The sequence below is a fragment of the Mesorhizobium sp. CNPSo 4684 genome (genome assembly GCF_057784315.1).
In genome coordinates this window covers 25,317-50,343 of sequence record NZ_JBWLUX010000037.1, presented here as the reverse complement: position 1 = coordinate 50,343, position 25,027 = coordinate 25,317, and the positions used below count along the sequence as shown (strand labels likewise).

General features: G+C 61.6%; 30 protein-coding genes. 11 read left to right on the top strand and 19 right to left on the bottom strand.

The genetic code is table 11. The annotated features are described in order from the left end of the window. Window positions 1-26 precede the first annotated feature (26 nt). Together AC04SG_RS27620 and AC04SG_RS27615 are read left to right on the top strand one after the other, a co-directional pair. Window positions 27-386, top strand: coding sequence for a diacylglycerol kinase (locus AC04SG_RS27620; protein WP_112392261.1), 360 nt, complete (start codon window positions 27-29; stop codon window positions 384-386). Between the two features lie 102 nt (window positions 387-488). Next, entirely contained in the window at window positions 489-1,082 is a 594-nt protein-coding gene (locus AC04SG_RS27615; RefSeq protein ID WP_488553627.1) for a hemerythrin domain-containing protein, read from the top strand. A gap of 3 nt (window positions 1,083-1,085) precedes the next feature. Here the strand turns inward: AC04SG_RS27615 and AC04SG_RS27610 are convergent, their stop codons facing one another. Continuing rightward, window positions 1,086-1,691, bottom strand: coding sequence for a DedA family protein (locus AC04SG_RS27610; protein ID WP_488553626.1), 606 nt, complete (start codon window positions 1,689-1,691; stop codon window positions 1,086-1,088). After that, window positions 1,688-2,251, bottom strand: coding sequence for a DUF1003 domain-containing protein (locus tag AC04SG_RS27605; protein ID WP_488553625.1), 564 nt, complete (start codon window positions 2,249-2,251; stop codon window positions 1,688-1,690). The genes AC04SG_RS27610 and AC04SG_RS27605 overlap by 4 nt, the downstream gene beginning before the upstream one ends. 189 nt (window positions 2,252-2,440) lie before the next feature. Between AC04SG_RS27605 and AC04SG_RS27600 the strand changes: the two genes are divergently transcribed. The 3 genes from AC04SG_RS27600 (at window position 2,441) to AC04SG_RS27590 (ending at window position 7,301) form a co-directional block, all read left to right on the top strand. After that, entirely contained in the window at window positions 2,441-3,154 is a 714-nt protein-coding gene (locus tag AC04SG_RS27600; RefSeq protein ID WP_488553624.1) for a DNA-3-methyladenine glycosylase I, read from the top strand. A gap of 97 nt (window positions 3,155-3,251) precedes the next feature. Next, entirely contained in the window at window positions 3,252-4,967 is a 1,716-nt protein-coding gene (locus AC04SG_RS27595; protein WP_488553623.1) for an NAD+ synthase, read from the top strand. A gap of 528 nt (window positions 4,968-5,495) precedes the next feature. Continuing rightward, window positions 5,496-7,301, top strand: coding sequence for an ABC transporter ATP-binding protein (locus AC04SG_RS27590; protein WP_488553622.1), 1,806 nt, complete (start codon window positions 5,496-5,498; stop codon window positions 7,299-7,301). Between the two features lie 44 nt (window positions 7,302-7,345). On the opposite strand, the gene AC04SG_RS27585 is transcribed toward AC04SG_RS27590, so the two are convergent. The 7 genes from AC04SG_RS27585 to AC04SG_RS27555 all read right to left on the bottom strand — a co-directional run bounded on the left by AC04SG_RS27585 (window position 7,346) and on the right by AC04SG_RS27555 (window position 11,758). Then, window positions 7,346-7,759, bottom strand: a complete 414-nt coding sequence (locus AC04SG_RS27585; protein ID WP_488553621.1) for a GFA family protein — start codon at window positions 7,757-7,759, stop codon at window positions 7,346-7,348. A 26-nt stretch (window positions 7,760-7,785) separates the two neighbouring features. Then, window positions 7,786-8,250: an SRPBCC family protein gene (locus AC04SG_RS27580; RefSeq protein WP_192251097.1), complete on the bottom strand. Its 465-nt coding sequence runs from the start codon at window positions 8,248-8,250 to the stop codon at window positions 7,786-7,788. Next, a complete protein-coding gene (locus tag AC04SG_RS27575; protein ID WP_112567254.1) occupies window positions 8,247-8,567 on the bottom strand; it encodes an ArsR/SmtB family transcription factor in 321 nt (106 codons plus the stop codon). Before AC04SG_RS27575 ends, AC04SG_RS27580 begins: the two co-directional genes overlap by 4 nt. A gap of 206 nt (window positions 8,568-8,773) precedes the next feature. Then, window positions 8,774-9,271 carry an NUDIX hydrolase gene (locus AC04SG_RS27570; protein ID WP_477351501.1) on the bottom strand — a complete coding sequence of 166 codons (498 nt, stop codon included), beginning with the start codon at window positions 9,269-9,271 and terminating at the stop codon, window positions 8,774-8,776. A gap of 206 nt (window positions 9,272-9,477) precedes the next feature. Next, complete coding sequence (gene gpt, locus AC04SG_RS27565; protein ID WP_112567259.1) at window positions 9,478-9,978, bottom strand: xanthine phosphoribosyltransferase; 501 nt, start codon at window positions 9,976-9,978, stop codon at window positions 9,478-9,480. Between the two features lie 106 nt (window positions 9,979-10,084). Continuing rightward, a complete protein-coding gene (locus AC04SG_RS27560; RefSeq protein ID WP_488553620.1) occupies window positions 10,085-10,918 on the bottom strand; it encodes a universal stress protein in 834 nt (277 codons plus the stop codon). 99 nt (window positions 10,919-11,017) lie between these two features. Then, window positions 11,018-11,758: a competence/damage-inducible protein A gene (locus AC04SG_RS27555; RefSeq protein ID WP_488553619.1), complete on the bottom strand. Its 741-nt coding sequence runs from the start codon at window positions 11,756-11,758 to the stop codon at window positions 11,018-11,020. 139 nt (window positions 11,759-11,897) lie between these two features. On the opposite strand from AC04SG_RS27555, the gene AC04SG_RS27550 reads away from it, so the two are divergent. Together AC04SG_RS27550 and AC04SG_RS27545 are read left to right on the top strand one after the other, a co-directional pair. After that, window positions 11,898-12,893 carry an alpha/beta fold hydrolase gene (locus tag AC04SG_RS27550; protein WP_488553618.1) on the top strand — a complete coding sequence of 332 codons (996 nt, stop codon included), beginning with the start codon at window positions 11,898-11,900 and terminating at the stop codon, window positions 12,891-12,893. 97 nt (window positions 12,894-12,990) lie between these two features. After that, complete coding sequence (locus AC04SG_RS27545; protein WP_488553617.1) at window positions 12,991-13,269, top strand: hypothetical protein; 279 nt, start codon at window positions 12,991-12,993, stop codon at window positions 13,267-13,269. Window positions 13,270-13,348: 79 nt separating this feature from the next. Here the strand turns inward: AC04SG_RS27545 and AC04SG_RS27540 are convergent, their stop codons facing one another. From AC04SG_RS27540 to AC04SG_RS27525, 4 genes are all read right to left on the bottom strand, one after another. Next, window positions 13,349-13,588 carry a DUF2188 domain-containing protein gene (locus AC04SG_RS27540; RefSeq protein WP_112567278.1) on the bottom strand — a complete coding sequence of 80 codons (240 nt, stop codon included), beginning with the start codon at window positions 13,586-13,588 and terminating at the stop codon, window positions 13,349-13,351. Between the two features lie 42 nt (window positions 13,589-13,630). Continuing rightward, window positions 13,631-13,909, bottom strand: a complete 279-nt coding sequence (locus AC04SG_RS27535) for a DUF982 domain-containing protein (protein ID WP_032891817.1) — start codon at window positions 13,907-13,909, stop codon at window positions 13,631-13,633. Window positions 13,910-13,982: 73 nt separating this feature from the next. Continuing rightward, window positions 13,983-14,198, bottom strand: a complete 216-nt coding sequence (locus tag AC04SG_RS27530) for an SH3 domain-containing protein (protein ID WP_488553616.1) — start codon at window positions 14,196-14,198, stop codon at window positions 13,983-13,985. 223 nt (window positions 14,199-14,421) lie between these two features. Further along, complete coding sequence (locus AC04SG_RS27525) at window positions 14,422-15,519, bottom strand: NADH:flavin oxidoreductase/NADH oxidase (RefSeq protein WP_488553615.1); 1,098 nt, start codon at window positions 15,517-15,519, stop codon at window positions 14,422-14,424. Between the two features lie 143 nt (window positions 15,520-15,662). Here AC04SG_RS27525 and AC04SG_RS27520 point away from each other — a divergent pair, with 143 nt between their 5' ends. Next, window positions 15,663-16,241, top strand: a complete 579-nt coding sequence (locus AC04SG_RS27520; RefSeq protein ID WP_488553614.1) for an NUDIX domain-containing protein — start codon at window positions 15,663-15,665, stop codon at window positions 16,239-16,241. 21 nt (window positions 16,242-16,262) lie between these two features. Here the strand turns inward: AC04SG_RS27520 and AC04SG_RS27515 are convergent, their stop codons facing one another. After that, window positions 16,263-17,768: an HAL/PAL/TAL family ammonia-lyase gene (locus tag AC04SG_RS27515; RefSeq protein WP_488553635.1), complete on the bottom strand. Its 1,506-nt coding sequence runs from the start codon at window positions 17,766-17,768 to the stop codon at window positions 16,263-16,265. Between the two features lie 288 nt (window positions 17,769-18,056). On the opposite strand from AC04SG_RS27515, the gene AC04SG_RS27510 reads away from it, so the two are divergent. Next, window positions 18,057-19,028 (top strand): ATP-grasp fold amidoligase family protein, encoded by a 972-nt coding sequence (locus AC04SG_RS27510; protein ID WP_488553613.1) that lies wholly within the window; start codon window positions 18,057-18,059, stop codon window positions 19,026-19,028. 203 nt (window positions 19,029-19,231) lie between these two features. Here the strand turns inward: AC04SG_RS27510 and AC04SG_RS27505 are convergent, their stop codons facing one another. Next, window positions 19,232-19,438: a hypothetical protein gene (locus AC04SG_RS27505; protein ID WP_477306395.1), complete on the bottom strand. Its 207-nt coding sequence runs from the start codon at window positions 19,436-19,438 to the stop codon at window positions 19,232-19,234. A 134-nt stretch (window positions 19,439-19,572) separates the two neighbouring features. Further along, window positions 19,573-19,779 carry a hypothetical protein gene (locus tag AC04SG_RS27500; protein ID WP_488553612.1) on the bottom strand — a complete coding sequence of 69 codons (207 nt, stop codon included), beginning with the start codon at window positions 19,777-19,779 and terminating at the stop codon, window positions 19,573-19,575. 365 nt (window positions 19,780-20,144) lie between these two features. On the opposite strand from AC04SG_RS27500, the gene AC04SG_RS27495 reads away from it, so the two are divergent. Then, on the top strand, window positions 20,145-20,390 hold the full coding sequence (locus AC04SG_RS27495) for a hypothetical protein (RefSeq protein WP_352560878.1): 246 nt from the start codon (window positions 20,145-20,147) through the stop codon (window positions 20,388-20,390). Window positions 20,391-21,778: 1,388 nt separating this feature from the next. Here AC04SG_RS27495 and AC04SG_RS27490 read toward each other — a convergent pair. Further along, a complete protein-coding gene (locus AC04SG_RS27490; RefSeq protein WP_488553611.1) occupies window positions 21,779-23,197 on the bottom strand; it encodes a coiled-coil domain-containing protein in 1,419 nt (472 codons plus the stop codon). 318 nt (window positions 23,198-23,515) lie between these two features. On the opposite strand from AC04SG_RS27490, the gene AC04SG_RS27485 reads away from it, so the two are divergent. Further along, on the top strand, window positions 23,516-23,737 hold the full coding sequence (locus tag AC04SG_RS27485; RefSeq protein WP_488553610.1) for a hypothetical protein: 222 nt from the start codon (window positions 23,516-23,518) through the stop codon (window positions 23,735-23,737). A gap of 136 nt (window positions 23,738-23,873) precedes the next feature. On the opposite strand, the gene AC04SG_RS27480 is transcribed toward AC04SG_RS27485, so the two are convergent. Together AC04SG_RS27480 and AC04SG_RS27475 are read right to left on the bottom strand one after the other, a co-directional pair. Beyond that, window positions 23,874-24,188, bottom strand: a complete 315-nt coding sequence (locus AC04SG_RS27480) for a hypothetical protein (protein WP_488553609.1) — start codon at window positions 24,186-24,188, stop codon at window positions 23,874-23,876. A gap of 120 nt (window positions 24,189-24,308) precedes the next feature. Further along, window positions 24,309-24,551 (bottom strand): hypothetical protein, encoded by a 243-nt coding sequence (locus AC04SG_RS27475; RefSeq protein ID WP_488553608.1) that lies wholly within the window; start codon window positions 24,549-24,551, stop codon window positions 24,309-24,311. Window positions 24,552-25,027: the final 476 nt, after the last annotated feature.

Below are 25,027 nucleotides of genomic sequence, written 5' to 3'. Positions count from 1 at the left end.
GGTGATTCGAAGGGGATGCGCGGGCAATGCAGCGGCTGATCGATGCTTTCTTCAATTCGGTGCGGGCTTTTCGCAAGCTCGCCGCCAGCGAAAAGGCGTTCCAGCAGGAACTGATGCTGCTCGTGCTCGCCTTGCCGCTCGGCTGGTTCGTCTCAGTGTCGTGGCGGGGCTATGCGCTGCTGATCGGCGCCGTGCTGCTTTTGATCATGGTCGAGGTGCTGAACACCGGCATCGAAGCGGCCTGCGATGCCTTCAGCCGCGAGTTCAACGTCGACATCCAGCTTGCCAAGGATTGCGGCTCGCTGGCGGTGCTGATTTCGGTGATCATCGTCGCCGGCGTCTGGGGCATCGCCATCATCGAGCGCATCACGGGTCTACCGATCTGATCTAACCGTTCCCATATGTCGGTCACCCCGACCTGACCCTGACCATGATCTGTTCCGAAAACCGGTATCCACCTTTCGGGATCATGGTCTGAGGAGACCGACATGACCGCCCCCGCCAATTCTCTGCTGCTCGAGCGAGCCGGCCTGCCGGACGATTTGCGCTGGCTGGCGCAGAAATACCCGCGCGAAGACTGGCGGGGTCACACCAACGTCCATGGCCTCGCCAATATGTGGCTGCAGCGGCACGACATGTTTCGCGAGCTCGGCGGCATGCTCACCAACGGCATTGGCGACTATCGCGAGGGCAGGCTGACGGCGCCGGATTTCGCGCGCTGGTTCGCACCCCGGCTCAACCATTTCCTCGGCAATCTCGACGGCCACCACAATGTCGAGGACTATCAATATTTCCCGGCTTTCGCCAAGGCCGAGCCGCGCCTGAAGCGGGGCTTTGACATACTCGATGCCGATCACCACGCCATCCATGACGGGCTGGAGCGCAATGCCGAGACCGCGAACGCCTTCATCCGCACGCTCGAGGAGAGCGAGGACAAACAGCGCTTCGCCGCCGATGCCTATGCCGACGAGAACAGCCGGCTGATCGCCATGCTGAAACGGCATCTTGCCGACGAGGAGGATTTGATCATCCCGCTGATCCTCGACCGCGGCGACCGCGCTTTGGTCGAGGACGACGACTGAGCTTCAGCCGGCTTCGCTCTCGCGAGCGTCCTTGGCGCGCTCCTTGCCGGCGACGGTGCGGGCGATGAGCCAGGCAAGGATGGCGACGGCGAGCCCAATGCCGAGGGCGATCAGCAATCTTTCGTGATGGAGCAGCGCCTTGCCGACCATCTGCTCGGCGCCGAGGCCGAAGACATAGCCGATGCCGCAGAACAAGGCCGCCCAAACCAGCGACGAGATGGCGTTGAGGATGATGAAGCGCGGCACCGATATGCTGGCGAAGCCGGCCGCGATGCCGCCGACCAGGCGCAGGCCGTAGATGTAGCGGTTGGACAGCACGAAGATGTTGGGATGCGACGAGACGAGGCGATAGGCGTGGTTGAAGCCGGGACGCGCCTTCAGTTTCAGTACCCTGGGATGATCGGCGAAGCTGCGGCCGAGGACGAAGAAGAACGTGTCGCCGACGAAGGCGCCAATGGCGGCCGCGAGGAAAGCCTTCCAAGGGACGAAGACATGCTGGTGGGCGAAGAAGCCGCCAAGGATGGCCGCGCTTTCGCCTTCGGCGACACAGCCCAGGAAAACCGCGATAAGCCCGTATTGCTCGATGAGGTGATGGACGATCCCGGTCATTGAGACGTTTGCCGGTCCGATAGTTTTTCGTCGATGCGGCTCACCTGTTCGGCCAGGCGCGTCATGTCCTCGCGCATGCCGATGATCTGGCTGTGGCGCAGTTCGTCCAGTTTTTCATGCAGCGCCATGATCTCGATCTCGGCCTTGAGATTGACCTCGTAGTCGTGCGCGGCGTCGAGGCGATCGCGTGCGGCCTGGCGGTTCTGCGACATCATGATCACCGGCGCCTGCAGGGCGGCGATCATCGACAGCACGAGATTGAGGAAGATGAAGGGGTAGGGGTCGAACGAGTCTCGCCCCAGCAGCCACCAATTGGCGCCGATCCAGAGAACCAGGAAGGCGATGAAGGACAGGATGAACGTCCACGAGCCGCCGATGCGGGCAATGGCGTCGGCGATCCGGTCGCCGGCGCCCTGAAGACCAGTGAGGCTGTCGTTGATGTCCTGCGATATCGGCTTGCGGTCGACGGTGCTTTGCAAGACCCGCCGCTCAAGCTCGCTGAGGGCCTCAGGCGTTCGCCTCAGCCAGCGGTCGGCCAGTTCGGGCACGGTCTTATGCATGGTCGCCTCCATGATCAGCGTCTGGTCTAAAGCGCGTTCAAGCGACTCGCTTCAGGTCTTTGTTTTTATGCATGTCGCTCTCTCAAAACCGGGGCCACTATTGAGCGACATGCATTAGACCTAAAGGCTGCCGGCCCGAACGGGAAGTGGTAGATTGCCGCGTCTACCCGAAGTAAATCAGGGGAGCCAATGGCTGATTTCCACAGGATTCGTGCCCGTGCCGCAAAACGCAAAGGCGGCGACGCGGTGCTGACGGAGTTGCTCGGGCCTTTGCCCGACAACGCCGCCGTGGCCAAGATCACCGACGACCGCATCCTGTCGACGATGGCCGAGCGGGTGTTTGCCGCCGGCTTCGTCTGGCGCGTCATCGAGCAGAAATGGCCGGGTTTCGAGGAAGCGTTCCTGCATTTCGAGCCGAAGCGGCTGTTGTTCCAGCCCGACGATTTCTGGCACGATCTGACGGCCGACAAGCGCATCGTGCGCAACCCGCAGAAGATCAAGTCGGTGCGCGACAACGCCGCCTTCGTCGAGCGCGTGTCGAAGGAGCATGGCGGCTTCGGCAAGTTCCTGGCCGAGTGGCCTGCCGACGACCAGGTCGGGCTGATGGCATATCTCGGCAAGCACGGCAGCCGGCTCGGCGGCAACACCGGCCAATATTTCCTGCGCTGGCTGGAATGGGATGCTTTCGTCATCTCGGCCGATATGGCGGCCGCACTGCGTGACGCCGGCCTCGACATCGCCGAAAGCCCGACGTCGAAGAGGGATCTCGACAAGATCCAGGCGCAGATCAACCGATGGGCTGAAGAGACCGGCCTGCCGCGCCGGCACATTTCGCGCATCCTGGCGATGTCGATCGGCGAGAACCATTCACCGGAAGCGCTGCGCGAATATATGGGCGAGTAGGGCTGTCGCCCCTCAGGACACGATCGAACTCGATCGGTCTGGATTGGTCCAAACGAACGCCATTGCCGGGGCAATTTTGCCGCGCTAAACCGCAGGCATGACCAAGAAGACCGCTCCCGATATTCTGCGCATCGCTGTCGCCCAGCTCAACCCCACGGTCGGCGATGTCGCCGGCAATCTTGCCAAGGCGCGCGAGGCGAGGGCGGATGCGGCCCGCCAGGGCGCCGACATCGTGCTCTTCACCGAGCTTTTCCTTGCCGGTTATCCGCCCGAGGATCTGGTGCTGAAGCCGGCCTTCCTCAAGGTTTGCGAAAAGGCTGCGCAAGACTTCGCTGCGGACACCGCCGATGGCGGGCCGGGCGTCATTATCGGGACGCCGTTGAAGCGTAAGAGCGGCACCCACAATTCGATCATCTTCGCCGATGGCGGCAAGATCCTGGCCGAGCGCTACAAGCTCGATTTGCCCAACTATGGAGAGTTCGACGAGAAGCGCGTCTTCCAGGCCGGACCCGAGGCTCAGGGACCGGTCAACTTCCGTGGTGTGCGCATCGGAATTCCGATCTGCGAGGACATCTGGGGCGACGTCGGCATCTGTGAAACCCTGGCTGAAAGCGGAGCGGAAATCCTGCTGGTGCCGAACGGCTCGCCCTACTACCGCGCCAAGATGGACGTACGCCATCAGGTCGTTATCCGCCAGGTCATCGAAACCGGTTTGCCGATGATCTATGCCAATCAGATCGGCGGCCAGGATGAGTTGATCTTCGACGGCGCTTCTTTTGCGATCGGCGCCGACAAGACGCTGGCTTTCCAGATGAGTCAGTTTGAGGAGACTGTCGACGTCACCACTTGGAAGCGCAGCCGCGTCGCCGCAGGCGCGCAAAATGCAGATAACTCTGCCGGCTGGGTCTGCTCGGAAGGGCCGATGTCGAAGATCCCCGAGCGCGAGGAAGCGGACTACCGCGCCTGCATGCTGGGCCTGCGCGATTACGTCAACAAAAACGGCTTCAAGAACGTCGTCCTCGGCCTGTCCGGCGGTATCGATTCGGCAATCTGCGCCGCATTGGCCGTTGATGCGCTCGGCGAGGAGCGGCTACGCGCGGTGATGATGCCCTACCGCTATACCTCGAAGGATTCGCTGAAGGACGCCGAGGACTGCGCCCGCGCGCTTGGCTGCCGCTATGACATCGTGCCGATCTTCGAGCCGGTCGAAGGCTTTCTGCATGCGCTGACGCAGCTGTTCGAAGGCACCAAGGAAGGCATCACCGAAGAAAACCTGCAAAGCCGCGCGCGCGGCACCATCCTGATGGCGATCTCCAACAAGTTCGGCTCGATGGTGGTCACCACCGGCAACAAGAGCGAGATGTCGGTCGGCTATGCCACGCTCTATGGCGACATGAATGGCGGCTTCAATCCAATCAAGGACCTTTACAAGATGCAGGTCTATGCGCTGTCGCGCTGGCGCAACTCCCATGTGCCGCCGGGTGCGCTCGGGCCGTCCGGCGAAGTAATCCCGAAAAACATCATCGACAAGGCGCCGTCGGCGGAGCTGCGCGAGAACCAGACCGACCAGGATTCGCTGCCGCCCTATCCGGTGCTGGACGACATTCTGGAGTGCCTGGTCGAAAACGAGATGGGCGTCGACGACATTGTCGCGCGCGGCCACGACCGGGCGACGGTGACGCGCGTCGAACATTTGCTCTACATTGCCGAATACAAACGCCGGCAGGCGGCGCCGGGTGTGAAGATCACCCGGAAGAATTTTGGCCGCGACCGCCGTTATCCCATCACCAACCGTTTCAGGGATCGCGGCTAGAACTCTGATTTTGTTAGAGAACCCTGGGGGCGAGCAGGGGCGGCATCACTTCAGCGACCTGATGGAAGTCGATTTGGTCGACTTCTAATCCAGCACCGACGTTACGATCGCGACCGCCGACCAGAAGGCTTATTCGGTGGTGCCGTGACAGTCCTCCATATCTGTTGTTGCAAAATAACATCACTGGTTGGACCAGTTACGCTTTGGGCGTGCGCCCCGTCTTGGCGATCCGCCGGGGCGTCTCTATAAGGGCCGCTCCGCAATTGTCTTGCGGGAGGTCCGAATGGCAGTATTTCACATGGTAATGCGAGGCCGCGAAGCCTAGGTCTCACCCGGCGCCCGGCGAGGGTCAGTCCTTCGCGCCGATGCCGGGCCGAGTACAGGCTTCTGCCGATGCCGGTCGCCACCCGATATCCAGGGCGCGCCGCCACCTATGCCGAACCTCCGCAGCCCCCGGGCGAATTGCCCTGCGCGGTTTTCAATTTTCGACCTTACCGGGACCGGGCACGTTTGCGCCCGAATGACATCATGGCTCGTTTTCGAATCGATCTGCGCGCAAGCGCCTTTCGCAGTGTTCTTGGCTTCACGCTCAGCCACTGGCGGTGCCAGCCGTGGCGGCTTTCGCTGATCATGGGCGGCTTCCTGCTGTCGACTCTGGCCGACGTTTTGACGCCGCTCTATTCCGGCCGACTGGTCGATGCCGTCGCCAGCAGTGCGGCGGCCGACGATGTCGCGTGGAATGCCGCGATGGCAGCCTTCTTCGCGCTCATCGGCCTGGCGCTGACCGGCGTGGTGCTGCGCAACCTTGCTTTCATGGGCATTGTCGAGCTGACCCTCAAGATGATGGCCGACATCGCCGCCGACGCGTTCCATCGCGTGCAGCGCTTCTCCACCGACTGGCACGCCAACAGCTTTGCCGGATCGACGGTGCGCAAGATCACGCGCGGCATGTGGGCGCTCGACCTGCTCAACGACACGATCCTGATCGCGCTTTTGCCGTCTGTCGCCATGCTGATCGGCTCGACGCTGCTGCTTGGCTGGTTCTGGCCGCTGATGGGGTTGGTCGTAGCAGTCGGCTCGGTGCTGTTCATCATGGTGACGGCGCTGCTGTCGCTTGGCTATGTCGCGCCCGCGGCACGGCTCGCCAACACCTGGGACACACGCCTCGGTGGCTCGCTTGCCGATGCGGTGAGCTGCAACGCGGTGGTCAAGGGTTTTGGCGCCGAGACGCGCGAGGAAACGCGGCTTGCCAAGGTCGTTGCCAAATGGCGCGCGCGCACGCGCCGCACCTGGGTGCGCGGCACCATCAACGGCACCGCGCAAGGCGCCATGTTGCTGGTGCTGCGGACGGCGGTGATCGGTCTGTCCCTGATGCTGTGGACCTGGGGCCAGGCGAGCGCCGGCGATGTCGCCTTCGTGCTGACCTCGTTCTTCGTGCTGCAGGGGTATCTCAGGGATATCGGCACGCATATCCGCAATTTGCAGCGTTCGATCAACGACATGGAGGAACTGGTCGATTTCCAGTCGCAACCGCTTGGCATCGAGGACCGGCCGGGTGCCGGGGCGATCCGGATCACACAGGGGGCTATCGGCTTCGACAACGTCATCTTCCACTATGGCAGTCATCGGCTGCCGCTCTACCGCGACTTTTCGGTGGAGATCGCGGCCGGTGAACGCGTCGGGCTGGTCGGTCATTCGGGCTCCGGCAAGACGACCTTCGTCAAGCTGATCCAGCGCCTCTATGACGTCAGCGGCGGCAAGATCCTGATCGACGGCCAGGACATCTCTCAGGTGGCGCAGGCGTCGCTGCGCGCGCAGATCGCCATCGTCCAGCAGGAGCCGATCCTGTTCCACCGCTCGCTTGCCGAGAACATCGCCTATGCCCGGCCGAACGCCACGCAGGCCGAGATCGAGCATGCCGCGAAGCTCGCCAGCGCACATGACTTCATCACCAGCCTGCCGAAGGGGTACGGGACGCTGGTCGGTGAACGCGGCGTGAAACTGTCGGGCGGCGAGCGTCAGCGCGTGGCGATCGCGCGTGCCTTCCTGGCGGACGCACGCATCCTGATCCTGGACGAGGCGACATCGAGCCTCGATTCAGAATCGGAAGTGCTGATCCAGCAAGCGATGGAGAGGCTGATCGTCGGCCGCACGACGCTGGTCATCGCGCACCGGCTGTCGACGGTGCGAGCGTTGGACAGGCTGCTGGTGTTCGATCGCGGCAAGATCGTCGAGGAAGGCTCGCATGACGAGCTGATCCGGCTGAAGGGCGGCATCTACCGCCGCCTGTTCGAGCGCCAGGCACTGGAACTGACCAAGGGCTTGGTGGTCTGAGCTGAAAGCAGAGCCCTATCCGAGGGGATAGGGCTCTGCTTGGTTCATCCAGGCATTCTCTCGAATGGTTGGAGCACGGGATCGATCGTGTCCCAGGCGTGGCCCCGAACGGTGTAAGTGACGGCCTGCGGGTTGAACTGGCTGGGATCGTCGAGGCTGGTGGTGTTGATCGCCGTCACCTCCGGCATGGCGACGAAGGTCACGTATACCGGCGTCCCGCAGGTCGGGCAGAAGGCCTGGATCTTCTCGTTTCCGCTGTCGGCGATCATCCGCCAGGTGCTTGGCTCGCCCGTGACCTTTACGTCAGCGCGCCGGCCGAAGGTCACGTAGGAGCCATGGCCCGTGCCGCTGCGCTTCTGGCAGTCGAGGCATTGGCAGTGGTTCTGAAAGATCGGCTCGCCGTTCGCCTCGTAGCGGATCGCGCCGCAGGCGCAGCCGCCCGCAAAGTGTCTGGTCATTGTCGTTCTCCCACTGGAAGCTTGCTTCAGGCCGATTTCGGCTTGGCGAACAGGTCGATGCCGCTGCCGGTTTCGAGGAAGGACTTCATGCTGGACAGCACGGCCGGCCAGCCCTGGCTGATGCCCTTGGCCATGCCGCTGCCGGCTTCGAGCTCATCATGGGTGACGGTGAGCCGGACCATGGCGTCATATTCCTCGATGGCGAAGGTCACCCGGCTTTGTTTGGTCGGGTCATCGGCTTGGGACGCGTTGGCCCAGGTCATGACCAGACGGGTCGGCGGCGAGATCTCGACCACCTTGCCGACGAGTTCGACGGTGCGCTCGTCATTGGCGCGGATGTGTTCCCATTTCGAACCCGGCTTCCAGTCGGAGACGTTCTCGTGGGCCCAGTAGCGCTTGGCGATATCGGGCTTGGTGATGGCCTCGAACACCTTTTGCGGCGTCGAGCGGATGTAGGTCACATAGACAAAACTGGTGGTTTCCCGGGTCATTGGTTGTCTCCTTCGAGTTCCTGTTTCAAGTCGTGCAGCAGGCTCAGCCGCTGCCGTTCGAATTTGCGCACCCACCGCTCGTAGACTTCGTGCAGCGGCACGGGGTTGATGAAATGCAGCTTTTCGCGGCCACGCTTGACCGTGCTGATCAGATTGGCCGCCTCCAACAAGTCGATGTGCTGCGTCGCGGATTGCCTCGCCATGTCGAGGTTCTCGCAAAGCTGGCCCAGCGTCTGTCCGTTCTTCTCGCACAGAAGATCGAGCAGCTTCCTGCGTGTCGGGTCGCCCAGCGCTTTGAAAACCTTGTCGGCGTCCATCGGTCTCACTCATCTTGCAATCACAATATGCAGGTAAATACCTGCATGTCAACTCGCAACCAATCGTAACCCGGAAGGGGGGAGGGGATCTGTCGATGTCAGTTGGAGTCGGATCGGTGCCGCCACAGGCGAAACATCGAATGGAATCAATGGGCAAGATCCCATACTGGCGCATGGGAATACGGCACGGCCGCTGTGGAGTCGTGCTAGGTTTTAACGACGAATTTGTCCGGATCGGCACAGAAATGTGCGATGATCTGGCAAAGATCGGGCTCGTTGATCATGCGCACGGCCTCGGCCGCGTTGACCCATTTGCGGGTGCGCGCACGCTTTTCCTTCCAACGGTCGGAGACGCGCTCGACCTGCATTGGAAACACCAGCACTTCGCAAGGCACTTCCTCGCCGGACGCCAATGCCTTGGCGTAGAAGTAACGGCCAGCCTCGAAATGAGAGATCTTGCCGCGCAATCCGGCTTCCTCGCCGGCCTCGCGCGCGGCGGCCTCGCAGAGCGGTTCCCTGGCCTCGGGCCAGCCCTTGGGCAGCACCCAGCGGCCGGTGTCGCGGCTGGTGATCAGCATGATTTCGATGCCGTTTTCGGTGGTGCGCCAGGGTAGCGCGGCAACCTGAAGACGGCACGGCGCGGTGCCGAAGAGTCGCCGGACCCTTTCGGCCATATGGCTGTGCGTCGTTGGTCTCGTCAGCATCGGAGAAGCTACCCCAGCCCTCAGAATCGTTTGCCGTCACACGAGTCTTACGGCGAAGTGTAAGTCATAAAAGTAAAAAACGTCACACCAACCCGTCAAAATCCGCCAACAGGTGTCGATTCAACAGAATATTGTGTCTTGCGGCGCTAGTTTCCACAACAAACTGCGCGGGCCTTGCCACTTGGGCGGATAAAGGGTGCTGCGAATCAGCCGGCGTGATCGTCGGCGATCGGCTTCTGGTAGGTAAAACCCATATCCCAGGGAAAGTAGATCCAGGTGTCCTGGCTGACTTCGGTGACGAAGGTGTCGACCAAAGGCCGGCCTTTCGGCTTGGCATAAACCGTGGCGAAATGCGCCTTGGGCATCATGGCGCGCACGATGCCGGCCGTCTTGCCGGTGTCGGTGAGGTCATCGATGATCAGCACGCCCACGCCGTCATCGGTGAGGAGCGCCGGTGTGATCTCCTTCAGCACCTGCAACTGCCCCTGGCTGGTGTAGTCGTGATAGGAGGCCACGCAGACCGTCTCGATGACGCGGATGCCAAGTTCGCGCGAGATGATGGCCGCGGGAACAAGCCCGCCGCGGGTGATGCAGACAATGGCTTTCCACTGACCCTTGTTGGCGCCGGCTAGCCGCCAGGCGAGCGCCCGGGCATCACGATGGAACTGGTCCCAGGAGACCGGAAAGGCTTTTTCAGGAAGAGACATGGTCGCGCACTCCGCAGGGCGCGCAAGCCGCGCGCAGTCACGATGGAATGCGGGCGGAATTAGCTGGAAAGCCTTGGTCTTGGCAAGGGCCGCATCGATTGTAGGCTTAGCGCGACAGGAAAGCCGCCACCGGCACGGTGCGCAACACGGTTCGCGTGACGCCGCCGAACAAAAGCTGGCGCAGCCAGGAATGGCTGTAGGCGCCGAGCACCAGAAGGTCGGCGCCGGTTTCTGCGATCCGGGTCTGGATGACGTCATCGATCGAGGCATTGCCCGACTGCTGCACCGAAACACTGACGGTGGCGCCATGCCGGGAGAGCGCCGCGGCGATCTCCGCGCCGGCGGCCTCCGAATTGTCGTCCAGTGTATCCGGCGGATCGATAACCAGAATATCGGTCTTCTCGGCTTCGATGATGAAGGGCAGGGCGTCGAAGGCGGCGCGTGCCGCTTCCTTGCTGCCGTTCCAAGCCAGCAGCACATGCTTGAATGTGGTGACCAGCGGCCCCTCATGCGGCACCACCAGCACCGGCCGGCCGGCATCATAGACCAGCGTGTCGACATCGGCGCTCGGATCGCCGCCGGTCTCGCGCTGCGCGGCGATGATCAAATCGGCGGCGCGTACGCTGGAAATGCCGGTCAGCGCACTGTCGCCCGAAAAGCTCTCGAGGCTGCGCCATTCGAAGGAAAGGCCCGTTTTTTCGATCCGCCCGAGGAAAAGCGCCTGCAGTTTTTCGGCGCGCTCGCGATTCATGTCGGCGGAGACCTGCAGGAACTCGGTGTCGGGAAAGCCGGTGGCGGAAGTGTAGGGCACGGGCAGCGCTTCGGCATGAATGCCGATGAGATGGCTTTCAAACCGGTCGGCAAGCGGGATGGCGCAGTCGAGCACGCGCTCGGCATCCTGTTCGTTCTGCAATATGGCGACGATGGTCTTGAAGCGCATCGGAAATCCCTCAAATCTGCCGGCGCTTGCTGCGCCCCAGGGAAAACGTCAGAGTACGGCGCTTGGTTCCGGTTCGGCGATGGGCCGTGAAGCCCAAGTTCAATTGGCGGCAGTGAGGCCGGCCACCATCGCCTCGACATCGGCACGTGCCGAATCCAGCGCCTCCTGGCTGCGGGCGCGCACGACCAGCTCCGTCCAGAATTTGCCGTCGCCATATTTCGGGTAGGAACCGATGATCGTGTCAGGATGCGCCTTCTGGATGTCGCCCAAGGGACCGCCGATCAGGCCTTCGCCGAACGGGCAATGGACCGTGGCCGACAGCATTTTGGTGCCGGCCTTCAGCGTCGGCACGACATTGTCGAGCATGGCTTGGAAGATCGCCGGCACGCCGGCCATGACATGGACATTGCCGATGCGAAAGCCGGGCGCGACGGAGACCGGGTTGTCGATATGGTCGGCGCCGCGCGGCATGCGTGCCATGCGCTTGCGCGCCTCGGTGTATTCGATGCCGCGCGCGGCATAGCTCTCGCCCAGCATGGCATAGGCCTTGGCGTCGTATTCGCATGGAACACCAAAGGCCTTGGAGATCGAATCGGCGGTGATGTCGTCATGCGTCGGGCCGATCCCGCCGGTGGTGAAGACATAGGTGTATCGAGCGCGCACGGCATTCACCGCCGCGACAATCTCGTCCTCCTCGTCGGGGACGATGCGCACTTCCTTCAGGTCGATGCCGATGGCCGTCATGATGTCGGCGAGGTGGCCGATGTTCCTGTCCTTGGTGCGGCCGGACAGAATCTCGTCGCCGATGACGAGCATGGCGGCAGTGACGATTTCGGGCATGGAAGGCTCCGGTGGAAGGTGCCTCAGGGCAGACGGATCGCCTGGGCAGACAAGATCGCCTGAGATAGCGCGACATGGGACGGGCGGCAATGCCGTCAGAAGCCGGCAGGCTGCCTTGCCGTGCGTCCGGCGGTGGGTGATGGTACGCGCCGGTCCGCTCCCGGGTGAAACATGCTGGATTCTGCTGTGGCTGCTTGGCGGTTTGCTTCTGCTGGCTCTCGTCATCGTCGCCTGCCTGGTGGCGGCGACGCTCTGGATTGCGGCCAAGGCCGAAAGACTGGTGTCGGCCAGCGGACAGTTCGTCGAGATCGACGGCAACCGCATCCACTATGTCGAAACGGGCGAGGGGCGGCCGATCGTGTTCGTGCACGGACTTGGCGCGCAGCTCCACCAGTTCCGGCACACGCTGTTTAGCCGCTTTGGCCCCGGCTACCGGCTGATCGCGCTCGACCGGCCGGGATCGGGCTATTCGGTGCGGGCGAGAGGAGCCACCGGCCGATTGCCGGAACAGGCCGAGATCGTCAGGCGCTTCATCGAAACGCTCGGACTGGAAAGGCCGCTCGTGGTCGGCCATTCGCTGGGCGGCGCCGTCACGCTGACCCTGGCGGTGGAACATCCCGGGGCGATTTCCGGCATCGCCTTGCTGGCGCCGCTGACGCATCTGGAAGCCGGCGTGCGCGAGAAGGCGGGCCTGCTCTATATCCGCTCGCGGCTTTGGCGCCGGATCATGGCCTATACCGTCGCTGTACCGACGAGCCTCCGATATGCGCGGCAGACCCTGGAGTTCATCTTCGCGCCGCAGGCCGTTCCCGCCGACTACATGGCCAATGGCGGCGGATGGCTCGGGCTGAGGCCAAGCCATTTCCATGCGACCTCCACCGATTTCGTGGCGGTCGAAGAGGATCTTGGCCGCATTGAGCAGCGTTACGGCGAGATCGCCATGCCGGCCGGCATTTTCTTCGGTACAGCCGATCGCGTCATCGACATGCGCATCCACGGAGAGCCAATGAAGGGCAGGATCGGCGGGCTCGATTCCGAGACGGTCGATGGCCTCGGCCACATGCCGCAATTCGCCGAGCCGGACCGCGTCATCGCCTTCATCAAGCGCATCGCCGAGCGGGCATTTTTGCCATAGGCATCACCGCGACCTCACGACAATTTCACTGAACCATTCGGCGGATATCCGGATTTACTCCGTGTCGCACCCAAGGCGGCAGATACGGAGTAATTCAATGTACAGGAAACTTTTCGCAGCATCTGTTCTGACGATCGGTCTCGCCACGTCGGCGATGGCTCAATCATCTGACGGAACCTCCTCCAACCATCGCAGCTGGTGGCCGTTCGGTAACGAGAAGTCCTCGACCGTCGACCAGAGCACCACCGGCAGCATCAATGCCGACGGCTCAGGCAGCCGGGACTATACCGGTCCTGCCGGGCCGTGCGCCTCTGACCCGTCAGGACCCTACGGAAATGTGAGGCCCAACGTGAACGATCAGTATTGCGGCAAATAATCGACGCAGACTCTCGACTGACCGGCAGGATGCCTGAAACAGGCATCCACGGCCGGCAGCGATATCAAACAACCAAGGATTAGTCGGAAACTTCGGTCTGTGGCCGATCGCGGCCGTCGGCCAGTTCGTCGTGCCACTTGCCGTCGGCATCCTCATACTGGATGCCGTCTGTCGCGCCGGCGACCTGCTGCTCGGCCGAGGCGATCTCGGCGGCGCGCAGAGCGTCCTGGTGGGTGGGGAATGTCTCCGAGAATGTCGAACCGACCTTGTAGGCCCAGCCCCCGTCATGCTCGACGATCTTGTAAGTCAGCTTCGCCATGAAATCCTCCGGTTCGTCCGTTCGTTCAATGCGGCCGGTTTTTCAATGCAATTTGGCGTCGGGCAACCGGTCTTCGGGAACCAGCACTTCCGATTCCTTGGCCGCTTCGATCAAAGCCCTGCGCGCATCGGCCGTCGAACGATAACCTTCCAGCACTTTGAGGCAAGTGTCGAGAGCATCACGATGGCGCGGGCCGCGATTGAGTGGCCAGACAGTCATCAGACACTCCGCCGCTTCCTGGGTGCTGCGGATCTGGCGATATTTGCCGACGTGGCCGAGTTCGACCACGACGGGCGTTTCAAAAGGTTTGTTATCCATGATGGCCGCAACGCAAAGCAGCCAATTTGGTTGCAAAAGTGGCAGTCAGCCTGCGCCCAAACGTCTCAGAGGCCTCTCAGTAGCCGCAGTCGTTGCGCAGCCAGCGCTCGTTGGCCCAGCCGGTCCGGCCCTTGAAATCGATCTGGTACCAGTTGCCGCGACGGTCGAAGATTTCGGTGTGGTCGCCGTTGAACAGTTGGCCGATCATGCGCGACGACGAGTTCGGCCGCGCGCGTACGGCAAGAAACCCGCTGCCTGAGTCCAGATCGTAGTGCCTGGACAGGCCATGCACCGTACCTTCGCAATATTGCGCGCCAACCGGAGAGACCCGGCGAAGGACAGCGCGACCACCAGAGCGGCGGCCGCGGGATAGAGTGCCCTTGATACCATGACTTTGCTCCCAACTCGGCCGCAAAGGCGACCTTACCCAACGGAAACAGTGTGGGTGGATTAAAGCGAAGCTGCGGCTGCCTGTCCAGCAAATGCGCTTTTGCGCATCCGTCGGTGCAGCCTGCTTAGACCTTCATCCAGTGCTGCATCGTCGTTACCGAGCGGGCAAGCTGCGGCGCCGGATGGATTTTCTCGTCAAAGGTGGCGGCAGCGCGCCAGCCCCAGCGCGGATCGGCGAGGAAGGCGCGGGCCAGCGCCACCATATCGGCGCGGCCATCGGCGACGATCGCCTCGGCTTGGCCGGGATCGTCGATCAGGCCGACGGCCCGCGTTGGAATGCCGGCGCCCTTGCGCACCGCTTCGGCCAGATGCACCTGATAGCCGGGGCCGGTCGGCAGCTTCTGCAAGGGAGAATTGCCGCCACTCGAGCAGCAGAGATAGGCAATGCCCAGCGCTTTCAACGCCTTGGCCACCTCGATCGCGTCCGCGACGTCGAAGCCGCCATCGACCCAGTCCGTTACCGACAGGCGTGCGCCAAGCATCAGGTTTGGAACGGCCTTCCTCACCGATTTGGCGATCTCGAGGAGGAAACGCATGCGGTTTTCCAGCGAGCCACCCCAGCGGTCGGTGCGCTGGTTGGAAAGTGGCGACAGAAACTGGAAGATCAGATAGCCGTGCGCGGCGTGCAATTCGAGGAAGTCGAAGCCGGCGCGTTCGGCCCGCTTTGCGGCCTCGGTGAACCGTTCGATGAGCTGCAGGATTTCCTCATCCTCCAGCGCATGCGGCACATTCCAGCCGGTGTCATAGGCGATGGCCGAGGCCGAGACGGTCTGCCAGGGATCCTCGCCCGGCCGCAGCGGCCCGCCGCCTTCCCAGGGCTTTCGGTTCGAGGCCTTGCGGCCGGCATGGGCAAGCTGAATGCCGAATTTCGTTCCCGGCGCGGCAACGCGCCTGGCCGCATCCAGCGTGCGCCGGGCGGCGGCCTCGTTGTCGTCCGAGTAGAGACCAAGGCAGCCATGGGTGATGCGGCCGCGCCGCTCGACATCCGTCATCTCGACGGTGACCATGCCGGCGCCCGACATGGCCAGATTCATCCAGTGGTAGAGATGCCAATCGCTGGCCGAGCCGTCATCGGCGGAATACTGGCACATCGGCGCCACCGCGATGCGGTTCGGGAAGGTCAGGCCATCGAGGGTGATCGGCTGGAAAAGCGCTGCGGTCATCAGGAAACTCCGGGGACGGGGCTTGAGCTATGTAGGCGATGGCAGTTGCCGGCACCAGACACGACGCGGTGAACTTTCGCTGTTTCGGTTGCGCGCAAAACGGTTCGCGGCTACGCCATGGCGCCGACAGCATGGAGTTCATCATGGAAGATCGCATCCGTATCCGCTCGGAGGAAGTCCTGTCCGATGACTGGGCGGTCCTGAAGAAGACCGTCCTCGATTATCGCCGGCGCGACGGGCAGTGGGAGACGCAGATTCGCCAGACCTACGATCGCGGCGACGGCGCGGTGATCCTGCCCTTCGATCCCGAGCGCCAGACGGTTCTTCTGGTGCGGCAGTTCCGCTATCCCGCCTATGTCACCGGCCACCGCGAACCGCTGATCGAGGCCTGCGCCGGCCTGCTCGACGAAAACGATCCGGAAACCGCCATCCTCAAGGAGGCCGAGGAAGAGCTCGGCTATCACTTTAAGAACATCGAGCGGCTGTTTGCGCCCTATATGAGCCCGGGCAGCGTGACCGAACGGCTGTGGTTCTTTGTGGCGCGCTACTCACCCGCCGACCGCATCTCGGCCGGCGGCGGCGCACCGGAAGAGGGCGAGGACATCGAGGTGCTCGAAATGCCGCTCGACGAGGCGCTGGCCGGCATAGCCGACGGCCGCATCATCGACGCCAAGACGATCATCCTGATCCAGCACCTGAAACTGTACCCGCTGAAGGCTTAGCTCCGCGAAGCTCGGCGGGCCTCACTCGGTGGGCTGCGGACAGGGTGGCACGTCCACTTCGCGGATGAAGTTGCGCAATTCCTCCATGTCCCCGGACAGGGGCCGATCGTCGGAATAGTGCGCTATGTTCTCCCGGACCATGCGGTAGATGGTATCGGTGCCGGGCGCGCGTGCACCGCGCTCGGCCAGAAAATCATGGGCCTGCGCGGCGGCCATGAGTTCGATGGCCAAAATGTATTCCGCGTTGTCGATAACGGCGAGCAGCTTGTTGGCCGCGACTGTCGGGTGAGCAAGAAAGTCCTCTTGCAGGCCGGATGTGACGCCACCGTCGGTCGCGGCCGGCGCGGCCAGGCGCCGGTTGACGTTGCTGAGCGACGTGGCGGTGTATTGGGCAATCATGAAGCCGGAATTGGCTCCGTCTTCATCGGCAAGGAAGGGCGGCAAATTGTTGACCAGGGGATTAACGAGACGGTCGATGCGACGCTCGCTCATTCCGGCCACCTGCGCCAAGGCGATCGTCAGGCCATCGGCGGCCTGTCCGAGCGCCGGCGCCACCGCATGCGCCTCCGAGACAACCCGAGGATCGTTCAACGACCCGAACACAGCCGGATTGTCGGTGACGGCAGCCAATTCACGGTCGACCAGCTCAGCGGACCGGTCCAATACCTCGCGGGCGGCGCCATGAACATGCGGCACGGCGCGAAGACTGAGCGCGTCCTGCGTGCGACAGCCGTGAGCAAGCGCGATGAGCTCGCTGCCGTGAAGCCAGCCGCGCAGCGCTTTGCCCACATCCTGAATGCCGGGCGAGGGCCGCATCGCCAGGATTTGCTCTCCGAAGGCCGGCATTTGTGCGCCCGCGGCTTCAAGCGTCAAAGCGGCTGCGGCGTCAGCCCATCCCAGCAAGCGCTCCGCGCGCTGCACGGCGATGCTGGTCAGGCCGGTCGCGCACGCCGTGCCATTGACCAGACTCAAGCCTTCCTTCGCGCCAAGCTCCAGGGGCGCCAGACCCATTTCGGCAAGCGCTTCCAGTCCGCTCATCGAGCGACCTGCCACGGTTGCACTGCCTTCACCGATCAAGACCAGTGCCACATGCGCGTTGTGCGTCAAATACCCGGCCGATCCCCTGGACGGCACGTCGGGAACGCAGTCGCGCTCGATAAAGGTGAGCAAATTACGGACGATTGCGGGGCTTACACCGGAATGGCCATGCGCGAAATTCGCCACTTGAGCGGCAATGATGGCGCGCACGCCGCGTCTCGGCACCAGGTCACCGACGCCGCATGCGTGGCTGCGAATGATATTGCGCGACAGTTTCTTTTGCAGCGCAGGCGCCACCACCTTGCTTGCCAATGCGCCGACCCCGGTGTTGACGCCATAGGCGCGAATGCCTTTTTCGACGATGGAAGCGACGATCTGGTTCGCAAAGGCGATCCTCTCCCAGGCAGCCGGACTGAGCGCCAGGGATTCGCCTTCGCTCACTTGCGCGATGTCGCGCCAGCTGGCGTTGCCATCTATCGTTATTGTCATTGGTCGTTCCGAATTAGCGCTGCGGATGGGCAAACGCTGTTGGGTCGCACGAAAGGCTGGTCAGAACCTTGTCCTTGGCTCCGTAGCGCAGAACCGCCATGCATAGTGACGATGGAATCGGCGATTGATGCGACTGGAGCGACGTTGTGGGTCATAAAACTCTGATCCAGCACCCGAAGCTCAATCCGCTTTCGGGCTGAACCACGGCTCCATTTCGGCGCGCGCATTATCGCGCTTGACCCGCGAATTCCGGTCGCCTAGTCGTCCGGAAGTTGCAAGGACACCGGAATGGCGCGTGGCGCAAAGGCATGGCTGAAGCGAAGCAGCGCGCGAGCATCTCTCCTGTTGCTGAACGCCGCGCTGCTTGTCCGCTACCGCCGGTTGACCCAGCGTTTCCTCGAGCGGATGCGGCATCTGCCGAATTTCGCAGCCCCTGTGACCTTCACGGAGAAGATCCACTGGCGCAAGATTTTCGATGACGATCCTCGCTTTGCCGGTCTTCTCGACAAGCTCAAGTCCAAGGAACTCGTCCGGGAGCGGCTCCCCTGGCTCTCCATTCCCGAGATTCTGTGGCAGGGCGACGACCCCCGCCAAATCCCCTTCGATGACTTGAAAATTCCCTACGCCGTCAAATGCAACCACGGTTGCGCCATGAACGTCATCGTTCGCGATCCGGCAAACGCCGACCGGGCGGCAATCATTGCCGAGATGACGGGACACCTTGCGCAGACCTATGGTACCCGCAAGCTGGAGCGCAGCTATGCGCATATCAGGCGGCGGGTTTTCGTCGAAGCGCTGGTCGGCAAGGACCAGGACTATAATCCGGTCGACTATAAGCTCTGCGTGCTGGCCGGCCGCGTCGAATACATCGTCGTCGTCGCTTTCCGTTCCACGGTCAAAAATACGGGCCACCTGGACCGTGATTGGCGCCCGTTGAACATCGTCCAGGGCGCGATCGACTCTAGTCTGAAAATCCCTCCTCCCAAGAGCCTCGCCCGGATGATCGAGGCAGCCGAGGCGCTTGGCGGCGAATTCGACATGGTGCGTGTCGATTTCTACGAGGAGGATGGAGACCCGATCTTCGGAGAATTCACGGTCTATCCCCGCAGCGGGCTGCTGCAATTCGACCCGGCCAGCTTCGATGGCGAACTGGGCGCGCATTGGGATATTGGCGCCTCCGGCTACCTCAGCCGCGTGCCCAGCCGATTTGCCCGACGATACAAGGCTATGCTTGTCGCTGCCGGCTATCTCGACATTTGAGGCAACTGCTTCGGGTAACCTGCCCGTTGCCGATCCATAGCGGTTGCTTTGGACAGCTTGGCCAACTCGTCCTCGACCTGCCTGGCTGCAGAGTCGGTGCTTTCGAAGTGTTGCATCAACCGAAGCCGGAGTAGCGCGAGTTGCGCCGGGCGATAGATGGGGCCACTTCTCGCGATTTCGGGGTTCAGGGTCGCGATCATCGGTCAATTTGCCTTGATGGGATCGATCTTCGTGAGCCGCTGCCGAGCCTCGACCACGCGCCGTTGTGCAGAGCGAATTCGGCAACACAAGGCGAGGTTCACGGCGACGCCGCCCTCTTCATCGAGCAAGTTTTCAGCGCGTTCGAGATCCAACTTTGCCCGGCCGACGCTCTGTCGGGCTCTGGCCAATTCCAAGTTCATCAGGTCCATTGTTCCGCGTCCTTTGGGTTGATATCCCTTCGGAACACCAACCCCTGCCGAACGCTTTGGTTCCTGCGACGTATTGGCCGATCACCGCCGAGGCTGCCAACAACCTCTCCCACATTATCCGCAGTGGAGTGCTATTATTGTGCGAACTGTTTCAGGGCTGTTGGGTCGATTGTCGTCAGACGCCCTCCGGATTTCACGACCCGCCGCCTCGCAGATCGTATCCTGCTGGACAAAGCGAGGTTCTCAGCCACCATTTTCTCGCTGAGTACAAGCGCGAGTTCGGTCTGCTTGATGCGCTGCTCGGCATCGGCGACTCGCATGGTCAGAAGATCAGCTGCCATTCTGGGTCCGGGGTCCGCAAAGTCCATAAGCGCCTAACACATGGCGGGCGAAATCGTTCCCTATTGTCGGGCGAAACCGATGCGGCATCAAGGGGGACTGAGGTTGAACCGACGAGATATCCCAACATCGACGTCGTGGGCGCGCACCTATCGGCACGCCAGAAGGGTGCGACGAACGCAGGCGTTTGGCCGAGCGCCAGGGCATCGAGAGGCGACGACGAGCGGTAGCAACCCGATCACTTCTGATCAAGTTGCCAAGTTGGCGACTTGAAGCCCGCCGCCTCACGGTGGCGGGCTGTTTAGAATGGTCAGGCTCGCTACAGCTTTGACAGATACGGTCACGGCCTGACCAAGCGGAGGTATCAATGGTCTCGGCGATTGGAAATCAACATCGGCAGGTGCCGGAAACTCAACCGAAACCCGCAAAAACAGAACCGGGCGAAGTGTTTGTGCCAGGCAAAAGCGCAGACAGCGTGGGACATCGCGCCAAGGCTATGGTGGCAGAAAGTGGCGACACAGATCCTGGTGCGCAGGGGCGCGCCGCGTCGACAATCGCCAGAATGGATATTACCGTTTTGACTCCACCGAGCGAAGAGCCGCCTTTGGAGTAGCTCGGGCGGCCGCGCCGGCTGCCTCACGGTGGCGGGCTTCAGTCTTTGTGCGGCACGATGTAGCGACTGCTCACCGCATTCGCGCCCATGCCCCGCGTGACGACAACCGTCCTGTATCCCGCGGGAAGGGAACCTGTAGCGGATGGGTCGACCGGACTGCATCGCCCGACGATCTCCCCGTTGGGGGCGCCTGCGAGCCTGTTGGCCAAAGCGACCCGGCATTCGTCAAGGGATACGAACATCTTGGCCGGTGACGGATCGAGCGGTTTGCAGACAGCCTGGCCTGGACTGCACGACAGCAGAACCATCATTGCTGCAGTTGCCGGATCCAATTGCGTTTCTCCCCTTTGTGGACGAAATCTCAACGCGGGAACGGGGACTTTGTTTCGCTGCTGCTAAAATATCAGAGCGTGCGTGGGAACAAGAAGCGGCTATGTCGGTTCTTTGAGCATGCGAGGCAAAATCGAAGATCCGCCGCCGAAACCCAGCCCGAAGAAGACGCCTGTCCGTCCAGACCAGGACGCATCGCCGGAGCCTCAACATGTCGACCCGCCACCGCGAGATGTGCGCGAGGCGCCGGCGCCAAATCCAAACGGCGATAAAAAGTGCTGACGGCCAGCCACCGACCAAGAAGCCGTTTCTGAGGCGGCCGCCAGCGAAGACGTAGGCAGCGTGTTCGAAGTCATCTTGGAGGCGATGAAGAACCGCGCCGGCGGGCCTAGAATCTTCACGGCGCGCCGAAGGGCAGCGGTAAGGTGCGCTCACGTGCAGCACGATTTGCGGATTAAGCAGGACCCATGACCAGCGTATGGGTCGCATACTGTTTGGTCGGTATCGTGGTGGCACTGGTGGTGTTATGGTCAATGAGGCTATAGCGGCTCCTCCAATTCTCTGATTGACGCGCAGATGTGAGCCTGTGCCATTTCGAATGATCTTTGTCGGCATCAATCTTGCAGCGCAGGTTTGCCGGCTGACCCCGGTCCTGATCGCGTACTCTGATCAGGTTTGTGAGGCTCGCCGGGCTTGAGGTCGTGGGGGTCTTCGCCCGGCGAGTTTGCCACTTGCCGCCCTGCCAGGATGCGTGATGCCGTTTTGTACGTTTCCGTACCATCTGGTTGTGGCGAAGGTGGTGGCGACGGCGGCGGTGACGACAGACACACGCGGCTTAGCCGGACACCCGAAGGACCGGTTGCCCAGATGTAAGCTTCGGCTAAATTATCTTGCGACGAGAATTCAAACCCTCACCCTCGTCAATCTCTGACGCCCCGCTGGCCCCCTGGCGGGCTTTTTCTTGTGAGGAACCTATACCGGTTCCGTGGTTGAGTGTTCCGATCGCGTTACCACTGATCTCTTTATACCCGCCAACATCAGTAACGCCGCCGCCACGTCTATGACGCCGCACGCAGGCTTGTGCGGGAACGTCGCCTGGTCCTGGGTCGGGCCGGTTCCGCTGCCACGCTGCCAACACCAATGGCGCCCTCACGTTCCCTTGCACTCGTTACTTTGTGCAAGCGCTCATATGGCAACAACCCTTTGACGCGCGCATTGAGCGCAGCGATTTCTCCCCGCATGTCCTCGCATTCCTGCCTCTGGACATCGGACTGCATCTGTTCGGAGGCGTATTGGACAGAGAGCTGCGAGAGGTCCGCAGTCAACCTCGAAAGGCTCAGCTTATCAGCTTCGCTCTCTTTCATGAGATCAGAGTACCTTTCATCTGCAACCTGCTTTTCGGCCATGGTATCGCTCCATTGAGCCGTCAGCCTGGCGATCTCGCCGGATGCTTCGCTTGCCTTGCTCAGCGCCACATCCAGTCGCGATTGAAGGCTTTGAATTTCAGAACGCAAGCCGCGTATCTCCGCAAGAGTGCGTGCGCGTTCGGTTTCCCTGTCATCATCCGCGATGCGTGCGGCTTCTGTCATTTCCGACAATTTCGCCTGCATGATCTCAAGCGACTTCTGCAGCCGCGTTTCCTCTTTCTCGCTCTTGCCAAGCGCAGCCAGCAGTTCGGAATGCCGCGCCGCATCGTTGGCATGGATGGTCGATAGCTCATCGAGCCTGCGCCGCGCCTCAGCTTCGCGCTTTTGTGCCTTGTCGAGGTCGATCGAAAGCCTCACATGCTTTTCCCGCAAAGTGTCGTTTTCCCGTGAGCGCCTATCGGCCTCGGCCGTTCTCTCCGAAAGAGCTTTGGCAACCTCGCTGAATTCCGCTTCCCGCTTTGCGCTGGCATTGGCTGCCTCCACCAGTTCCAGCCTTACTGCGGCCAGTGCGCCGCGAAGAGCGTCCCTGTCCTGAACCAGGCTCGCCTCACGCTGCTGCATGGCACCGAACGCGCTCTCGTGCTCACGCTGCTTCCTCGTCACATCGTGCAGTTGTTCGGACAGGACCTTCTGTTCCGCAGTCAGGTTGGCGTTTGCCATTTCCAGTTCGTTGGCGCGAAAGAAGTCTGCTTGAAGGATGTGGAAGAATTCGCGTGTGTAGTGGTGTGAGGTTGCAACCTCCAGAAGCTTCGCCTTGACTTCCTCCAAATGCTCCTCAGCATCGTGGAACAGCCTCTCAAAAGAGCCCAAAGCATCGAGCCGGCTCTGCGTGTGCGAAGTCAGCTGTCGTGGAGCTTCAATGGAAACGCCCTCAAGTTGAGGGGCATCGGTCTCTATCGCGAGGTCGTCTTTCGGGACACTATCGTCCTGCGACGGGACCATATCGTCGAGGCTCAGGGAGTTGTTCAAAGCCTCGGCTAGCTCTATCTGGAGTTCCTCGGCAGCCTTTTCCACTTTGTCATAACGTTTGATAAAGTTCGGCAAATTCATATCCAGCACTCCCTACGCAACATAACCTTTTTCGACGCCACTTTAAGCCACCTTTTAGGCGAGAGGTTCATGCATTTGAAGGGCAAGATGCTAGAGTGATTACAACGCTATCCGTGGATATCTAAGAGCTTCGGATATATCCGTCACCTGACCTCAAGACACGCTGACCGCAACAGGCACCAGCGGGGTCTTCTGCGGTCAGGACAGGTCGCGGGACTTCCGCCAACTCGCAGCGCGTGCTTGTGTATCCAAATTTGGAAACGCAACCGCAGGTTTCGCGCCTTCCATCGGATACGTGCCTTAGGCATCTATTCGTTCATGAGCGATCGCGGCATTCTCTTCCTGGACGAATGGATGGCAGAACACCTTCTGCACGTCACCAACGATGATCCAGCCACGGCCGTCGACCTGGCTGACCAGGTGATTGAAGCGGCGAAAGAGCAGGGTATAAGCGCCGAGGAGATTAGCGAGGAAGTTGGCAGCGTATTCAAAGTCATTCTCGATATGATGCAGCGTCGCGGAAGCGATTGGGCAGAGTAGAACCTTCCTGCAGCGAGAGATGCGATTGTGCCCTACACCGCTCCTCCTTCGTGACAAGACATTGTCCCCCGCGGATCGGCTGGCTCGGCGCCATGTCTCTTGCCGGGGGCAGGTGGCACGAGATCAGAGAGCTTGGTCATTTTCGGGAAGGGTTGCCGATAAGCGGAGTTTTTCGCTTCGGCGGGACGTAGCTTTCCACCAGGCGGACATGCTCGGCGTCGACCGTCACCAAGGGCCGGAGGTTGATGGTTACCTTATCGCCATCGATGCGAGTGACATGGCCGGTTAGCTCCATATGCTGGCCGATCACGGCGTTTGAAGTGGAATCGACAACCGAATGCGGGAAGGCATAGGAGGGGATCGTCACACTGATGCGGTCGCGTGTCACCCGACCGCGCACAACCGCCGTGACGGCGACTTCATCGCCTACCTTGATATTGCCCCGAGCCATGCCGATGATTCTGGCGCTGTTCGCCGCTTAGTCAAGAAGCTGCTAATATACCGCTGCCGGTGGGGGCGAAACTGGCTGGTTCGGGCGTGATGCTTTGGCCGTCAAGCCGCCCCTTGAACGCTATCCAGCCCTAGGGGGCTTCACCGGCCCTGTGCCGTTCGGCTGGATGAATGGCGCCCTCTTGCCGGTAATGGTCTCAATCGACTTCAACAACGGTCCGTGGACCTCACGAAGCGCGCGATAGTGCTCGCTGTGGTAATCTAAAAGCGGACCGATGATGCTCTTGTGCAGCGCCTCTGCTGCCACGAGGAAGCGCTCGATTTCGTCCTGCGAAAGCTGTTTTGAAGGTTTGGTTCTGGCCATTGGCGAACTCGGTTTGAGGAGATCGCCGCAACGAGGATTATAATCCTACATGACAGACCAGCTGACAAGCGTTTTGAGCGGAGGCCGACCTTCGAGAGGGGGCTTAGGGACTTCAGTCTTAGTTGAGCGAACGCTAATATGCCTGTAGCTTGGGCAGTGCGGGAAACCCGAATACCAAATGTCCCATGGGTAGCAATCGGGCCAGTTCGCCGCATCATCAGAAGGCTGTCCTAAGTGCTCTCAACTGTATTGCGGGAAAAGCTGGTTTGCGAATGCGGTCGCACCGGGTATTTGAAACTACGAGAAGACGCTCAGCCCCTTAGCGGCACCTGGGAATCCTACAGCTTGGAGGGTTTCGAGGGCAGCAGCCTGACGATCACTAGTTCGGGAAATATTTCAGGCGACAAGTTGGCCTATCTCCATCCTTTGTGTCCTCAATGCAGTCAGTCGGGCAAGGTGAAGTATGCCAGCCGTGC